This is a genomic window from Bacteroides sp. An269 (assembly GCF_002159755.1).
GTDB classification, from domain to species: domain Bacteria; phylum Bacteroidota; class Bacteroidia; order Bacteroidales; family Bacteroidaceae; genus Phocaeicola; species Phocaeicola intestinalis.
The window spans coordinates 1-5,233 of sequence record NZ_NFJG01000177.1 but is presented as its reverse complement, the minus strand read 5'-3'; the positions used below and the strand labels follow the sequence as shown (position 1 = coordinate 5,233).

Below are 5,233 nucleotides of genomic sequence, written 5' to 3'. Positions count from 1 at the left end.
CCAATAGTCTTACTTCTGAAACCGGCGCAAAAAGGTATTGGCATCTAACTTCCAGCCCGCCCTGCGGGCGATAACTACCTATAACTCCCTTTTAACTCCTGATTGGCATTATTAATTGTTAATTATTAATTATAACCTATCTTGCGATGTACTTCTCCATCCCTTCGGTGTAGTAGATGTCCGTCTTTCCGTCGTCCTTGCTATAGATAAAGTATGCGTCCAGCTCGGGATGGGCACGGCAGACGGCTTTGGCAGAATCCAGCCCCAATACCATGAAGGCGGTGGCGTAAGCGTCTGCCTTGGCACAGTTGTCGGCGATGACTGTAGCCGAGAGGATGTTGTGCTGTATCGGATAGCCTGTACGCGGGTCGATGGTATGGGCGTATTTCTTGCCGTCCTTGTAATAGAAGTTGCGGTAGTTGCCCGAAGTGGCAAGCCCTACGCCGCTCACCTGCAATACGGTCTGCAGCTCCTGGTTCACTGCTAGCGAGTCGTCTATGGGCTTGTTGATGCCGATGCGCCAGGGTTTCATCTGTGCGTTTTCGCCTTTCATCACCAGTTCTCCCCCGATGTCCACCATATAGTTGCGTATCCCTTTCCGGTCCAGCAGGCGTGCCACACAGTCTACACCGAAGCCTTTGGCAATGGCACTGCAGTCCAGCATCGTGCGCGGGTCGCTCTTGACAATCCTTCCGTTTTCCAGCTTCACCTTATCGTATCCGACGAATTGGCGCAAGCTGTCGATGGTAGCCGAATCTACTTGCGATGCATTCTTGAACCCGAATCCCCAGGCATTCACCAGCGGAGCAACGGTAATGTCGAACGCGCCGTGTGTCTCTTCCGATACCTGCCGGGCAAGGCGGTACACATAGTCGAACAGGGAGTCGGTCTGCATATCCGTATTGTCGTTGATGCGCGTAATGACCGATGCCTTGTTGAAAGGCGAAAGCGAACGGTCTACCCGTTGCAGCTCGGCTTCTATCTCGGCTTTCAGGTTCTCTTTCGACTGGTAAGTGATTTTATACATCGTGCCGAACACCAGCCCCTGGTCGGTCTGGTAAGGTGCCTGCTTGCGCAATATCCATACGGTGCCCACGACGAGCAGCAGCAGGAAAGGAATTTGCCATTTCAGTCCGTTTTTTTTCTTCATGTTTTCTATTGTTTTTATATCTGTTTATAGGTGACGAGGTAACAAGTTGACGAGTTGACGAGGTTCTCAGATAGTTTTGCCAATGGTATCTAAAAACCTTGTCACCTGGTACCTTGTTAACTCGTTACCTGGAGAGTAAGTGTTCGCAAAGTATCTTTACACCGATACCTATCAATACCAGCCCGCCGAACAATTCCATCCGCAAGTTGAAGCGTTTCCCGAAAAAGATGCCGATAAGGCTTCCTGCCAGCGAGAGGACGAACGAGGCAAGTCCGATGGCAACGAGCGGAAGAAGCAGGCTCTGTAGCTCCTTGAATCCGGTGAAGGCAAACGAGATGCCTACCGCCAGTGCATCAATGCTGGTAGCGATGGCAAGGGTGATGATGACCTTCAGCCGGGTAGGGTCGAAGCTGTGTTCTTCGCTGTCCTTGAAATGCTCGCGTATCATGCGGATGCCTAAAAAAGCGAGCAGCCCGAAGGCTACCCAATGGTCGTAAGCCTCGATGAGGTGGCTGAAATGGCTTGCCCCAAGCCAGCCCAGCAAAGGCATTAAAGCCTGGAAGAAGCCGAAAAAGAACGCCATCGTCAGAAACGTATTCCACCGGATGCGCCGTAATATGATGCCGCTGGTGACGGACACCGTGAAGCAATCGATGGCGAGGCTCACGGCAAGCAAAAGAATTGCGAATATACCCATTTGTGTCAGTTATTAGTTAGTTGACAAGGTGACAAGTTAACAAGGTGACGAGGTTTCAGATACTTTGGTTAACTATTCAAGACCTTGTCACCTTGTCTCCTTGTCACCTTGTTCCCTTAAAACGGAAGATTATAAATCAAGTTATACGTCAGGTTGAAGCTGCTGCTGGCGTTCTTGCCAAAGCCGGGCACGTACCAAGGGACTGAGTTCTCGTGATTGTCGATGCTCATGCGCATCTTGTAGCGCACCGCCCATCCCATGTGGAAACGTTTGTAAATCCTTACCTTGATGCCTACCACACCTTCCAGCCAGCTTGCCTTGCTTTTCATGCCCGAATACGAAAAAGGCACCGTGGTCCCTCCATAATTGGGGTCAGTCATGTCAGGTCCGCTCACGTCGTAGGTGAACGAACTCATGCCGTAACGCAGGCCCACATACAGATAACCGGGCAGGTAAGGCTTCAGGTAGAACACGTTATAGTCCATGCCTATCCGGAAATAAGGCGCCGATGTCTTGTAGTGCATGTCGTTGGCATCATTGACGACATCGGTTTTCCCGTAGCCTATTTCGAGGGTAGGCAAAAAACGGTTCTTCAGGTTACTTTGCAATAAAATTTCGCTGCTCATGATGTCTCCTCCCAGCAGGTAGCCGCCTATGCCGGCTATTTCCACGCCGATAGAACTTCCCTGATAGAACGGGGAAGCCTTGTAGTCGGCCTTTAGCTGCTCCTTGTCTTTCTTTTGTGCCCATGACGGGGCAGGGAACAGAAAGAGAAGGCTACTGCTCAACACCAGAAACAGTGAAATAGATGCGGATATTTTCTTTCTCATTGTTGTCGATATTCGGGTTAGTGATGGTGATAGAGTCGAGCCTGTGGTGGGTGTGCGCCGTGCCGGTGATTTCGTAGAACATCATGCTTCCGCAATCCAGGTTGGTGAAATACGGGATGTTCCGGTGGTCAATCCGGATGGTGTCGCGTCCCACATAACCGACATCCAGCGCGTGATAGATAAAGATAAACTGGGTGTAGGCATCGTAGCTCAAAGGAAGGCTGAAGCTGCTTGCCGCCGCCTCCTGATTGATAAGCGTGTCAGATACAAGCGTATCAGAAGAAGTGGTCTGACCTACAATAGTGATGGTGTCAGAAGTATTGAATGTCCGTCCGTTTTGGTCTACCAGCGAAAAATGCAGGTACGACAAGGCGTTGGGCGGGCAGTTTTCCACTTCACAGCCTGGAACCAACAGTCCTGCTAACGCCAATATGCAGAATATGACCGGTAGTCTTTTCATCGTTACAGTTCTTTTTCGATTTGATACTTGTTTCGTTCGGGAGCGTTGCGGGCTATCAGTTCGCCGATGAATCCGGCAAGGAACAATTGCGTGCCGATAACCATCGTGGTCAGCGCCAGGTAGAAGTACGGGCTTTCGGTCACCAGCCGGTACGGATTTCCGCAATACATGTCGTGCAGCTTGTTGAATCCGATAACAGCCACCGATATGAATCCCAACAAAAACATAATAGAGCCCAGAAAGCCGAAGATGTGCATCGGCTTCACCCCGAAAGTGGAAAGAAACCATAACGTAAGCAGGTCGAGGTAACCGTTTACGAAGCGGTTCAGCCCGAATTTGGTCTTTCCGTACTTGCGTGCCTGATGATGCACCACCTTTTCACCGATTCTGGCAAATCCTGCATTTTTTGCCAGGTACGGGATATACCGGTGCATTTCGCCATACACTTCGATGTTCTTCACCACTTCACGCCTGTATGCCTTCAGCCCGCAGTTGAAATCGTGCAGGTTGTGTATGCCCGACACCGCCCGTGCCGTTGCATTGAAAAGCTTGGTGGGTATGGTTTTCGAGAGCGGGTCATAGCGTTTCTGTTTCCAGCCCGAAACCAGGTCATACCCGTCCTCCGTAATCATCCGATACAGTTCCGGAATTTCGTCGGGACTGTCTTGCAGGTCGGCATCCATGGTAATGACCACATCGCCTTCTGCCCGTTCGAATCCGCAGTACAGGGCGGGCGACTTCCCGTAATTACGGCGGAACTTGATGCCTTTCACCTCCGGATTATTTTTGCTCAGTTCCTCAATGACATTCCACGAGCGGTCGGTGCTTCCGTCATTGACGAAGATGATTTCATACGAAAAATGATTGGCATCCATTACCCGTTTTATCCATGCATGCAGTTCGGGCAACGACTCGGCTTCATTATATAAAGGGATGACTACTGATATGTCCATAATACTGATTTTTATTTTTTATATTTCATAACTAACAAGCCTGTAGGCAAGGCAAGCAAAATGCCATAGAATACATTCTGCGTAATGAGTTGAAAGGTGAGTTGAATGGGACTCAGGGAAGCTATCGTATCAAAAGCAAGCATAAGCTGGTCTATGGAAGTTGCCAGATCACCTTGAAGCATAGCCTTTGCCTCGTTCAGCTGTTGCCTGTACATGTCAAACAAGAATCCTTGGTCGATAAACCGGAAGTAAAGATAGTGCCCTACCGCCGCCAGCATGGCCGCAAAGACATACATGCATACGGTAAAGATGAAAGCACGGAAAAACGGAATGGTTCCGTTGCAATATGTATTCCGGAATTTGCGTGCATACAAGTATCCCAATATGGGGACAAACAGCGTACCCAATATAAAAAGGAGTTGCAGCAAGGGAATTTTAAACCCTAATGGAAGAAAAATGAATTTGATAATCCAAAAGATTCCCATATAGGTTCCGAATCTCATTGCATGCTCTTGAATACCGATTGGTCTGTCTGGTGTCATTTTCTTTACTTTAAATAGATTAAAAGAGTATACCCTCCGTAACGGATAACTTTATTTGCGTACAAAAGTACGTTTTTTGTACTTATTCAGCGTAATAAAAGCATGAAAAATGACATCTCTTCATTTTTTTCTGCATTTTTTTCAGAAGACGTATTGCATATTCAGAAAAAATACCTACCTTTGCACCCGCAATCAAGAAATATCGCGCCGATAGTTCAGGGATTGCAAGTTTTTTGAAATACGGGTAAGTCCCATACGGCCAGCTCCCTTCGAATCCTCCAGGGCTTGATCGCAGCAAAGGTAGTTGGTTGTAGCGGCGCGATATGGTAAGCTTACCCACCTGCCTCTTTAGCTCAGTTGGCCAGAGCACGTGATTTGTAATCTCGGGGTCGTTGGTTCGAATCCGACAAGAGGCTCGAAAAAAGGTTGCTTTCTGTAAAAGGAAGCAACTTTTTCTTTTAGGAACTGTTTTGAATTTATCGTGCGATGATTCTCACCACAGAATTCTAAGACTTGCACAAGTTTTATGGCGGAATATTTTTGTTAAATAAGTTAAACGGGTGGGTTTCCCTGTCCCGTTTAACTTTTATAGTTCATAAGT

The 5,233-nt window shown here is 48.3% G+C and carries 6 protein-coding genes and 1 tRNA gene; 1 reads left to right on the top strand and 6 read right to left on the bottom strand.

Annotated features, from left to right (window positions below):
- Positions 1–136: 136 nt before the first annotated feature.
- From B5F71_RS18645 to B5F71_RS18620, 6 genes are all read right to left on the bottom strand, one after another.
- Positions 137–1,150, bottom strand: a complete 1,014-nt coding sequence (locus B5F71_RS18645; protein ID WP_087213334.1) for an FAD:protein FMN transferase — start codon at positions 1,148–1,150, stop codon at positions 137–139.
- A gap of 124 nt (positions 1,151–1,274) precedes the next feature.
- Positions 1,275–1,847 carry a manganese efflux pump MntP family protein gene (locus tag B5F71_RS18640; RefSeq protein WP_087213331.1) on the bottom strand — a complete coding sequence of 191 codons (573 nt, stop codon included), beginning with the start codon at positions 1,845–1,847 and terminating at the stop codon, positions 1,275–1,277.
- A 116-nt stretch (positions 1,848–1,963) separates the two neighbouring features.
- Positions 1,964–2,677: a DUF6048 family protein gene (locus B5F71_RS18635; protein ID WP_087213328.1), complete on the bottom strand. Its 714-nt coding sequence runs from the start codon at positions 2,675–2,677 to the stop codon at positions 1,964–1,966.
- The gene (locus B5F71_RS18630) at positions 2,625–3,137 is read right to left on the bottom strand and encodes a DUF6452 family protein (protein ID WP_087213323.1); all 513 of its coding nucleotides are present in this window, start codon (positions 3,135–3,137) and stop codon (positions 2,625–2,627) included. Before B5F71_RS18630 ends, B5F71_RS18635 begins: the two co-directional genes overlap by 53 nt.
- A gap of 2 nt (positions 3,138–3,139) precedes the next feature.
- The gene (locus B5F71_RS18625; protein WP_087213319.1) at positions 3,140–4,090 is read right to left on the bottom strand and encodes a glycosyltransferase family 2 protein; all 951 of its coding nucleotides are present in this window, start codon (positions 4,088–4,090) and stop codon (positions 3,140–3,142) included.
- 11 nt (positions 4,091–4,101) lie between these two features.
- Positions 4,102–4,632, bottom strand: a complete 531-nt coding sequence (locus B5F71_RS18620) for a DUF4199 domain-containing protein (protein ID WP_087213316.1) — start codon at positions 4,630–4,632, stop codon at positions 4,102–4,104.
- A 342-nt stretch (positions 4,633–4,974) separates the two neighbouring features.
- On the opposite strand from B5F71_RS18620, the gene B5F71_RS18615 reads away from it, so the two are divergent.
- Positions 4,975–5,048: transfer RNA gene (locus B5F71_RS18615), tRNA-Thr, on the top strand.
- Positions 5,049–5,233: the final 185 nt, after the last annotated feature.

Excerpts from the sequence above, each read along its gene's own strand:
- B5F71_RS18635 (WP_087213328.1), bottom strand. The coding sequence starts at position 2,677 with ATGAGAAAGAAAATATCCGCATCTATTTCACTGTTTCTGGTGTTGAGC.
- B5F71_RS18630 (WP_087213323.1), bottom strand. The coding sequence starts at position 3,137 with ATGAAAAGACTACCGGTCATATTCTGCATATTGGCGTTAGCAGGACTG.
- B5F71_RS18640 (WP_087213331.1), bottom strand. The coding sequence starts at position 1,847 with ATGGGTATATTCGCAATTCTTTTGCTTGCCGTGAGCCTCGCCATCGAT.
- B5F71_RS18645 (WP_087213334.1), bottom strand. The coding sequence starts at position 1,150 with ATGAAGAAAAAAAACGGACTGAAATGGCAAATTCCTTTCCTGCTGCTG.
- B5F71_RS18625 (WP_087213319.1), bottom strand. The coding sequence starts at position 4,090 with ATGGACATATCAGTAGTCATCCCTTTATATAATGAAGCCGAGTCGTTG.
- B5F71_RS18620 (WP_087213316.1), bottom strand. The coding sequence starts at position 4,632 with ATGACACCAGACAGACCAATCGGTATTCAAGAGCATGCAATGAGATTC.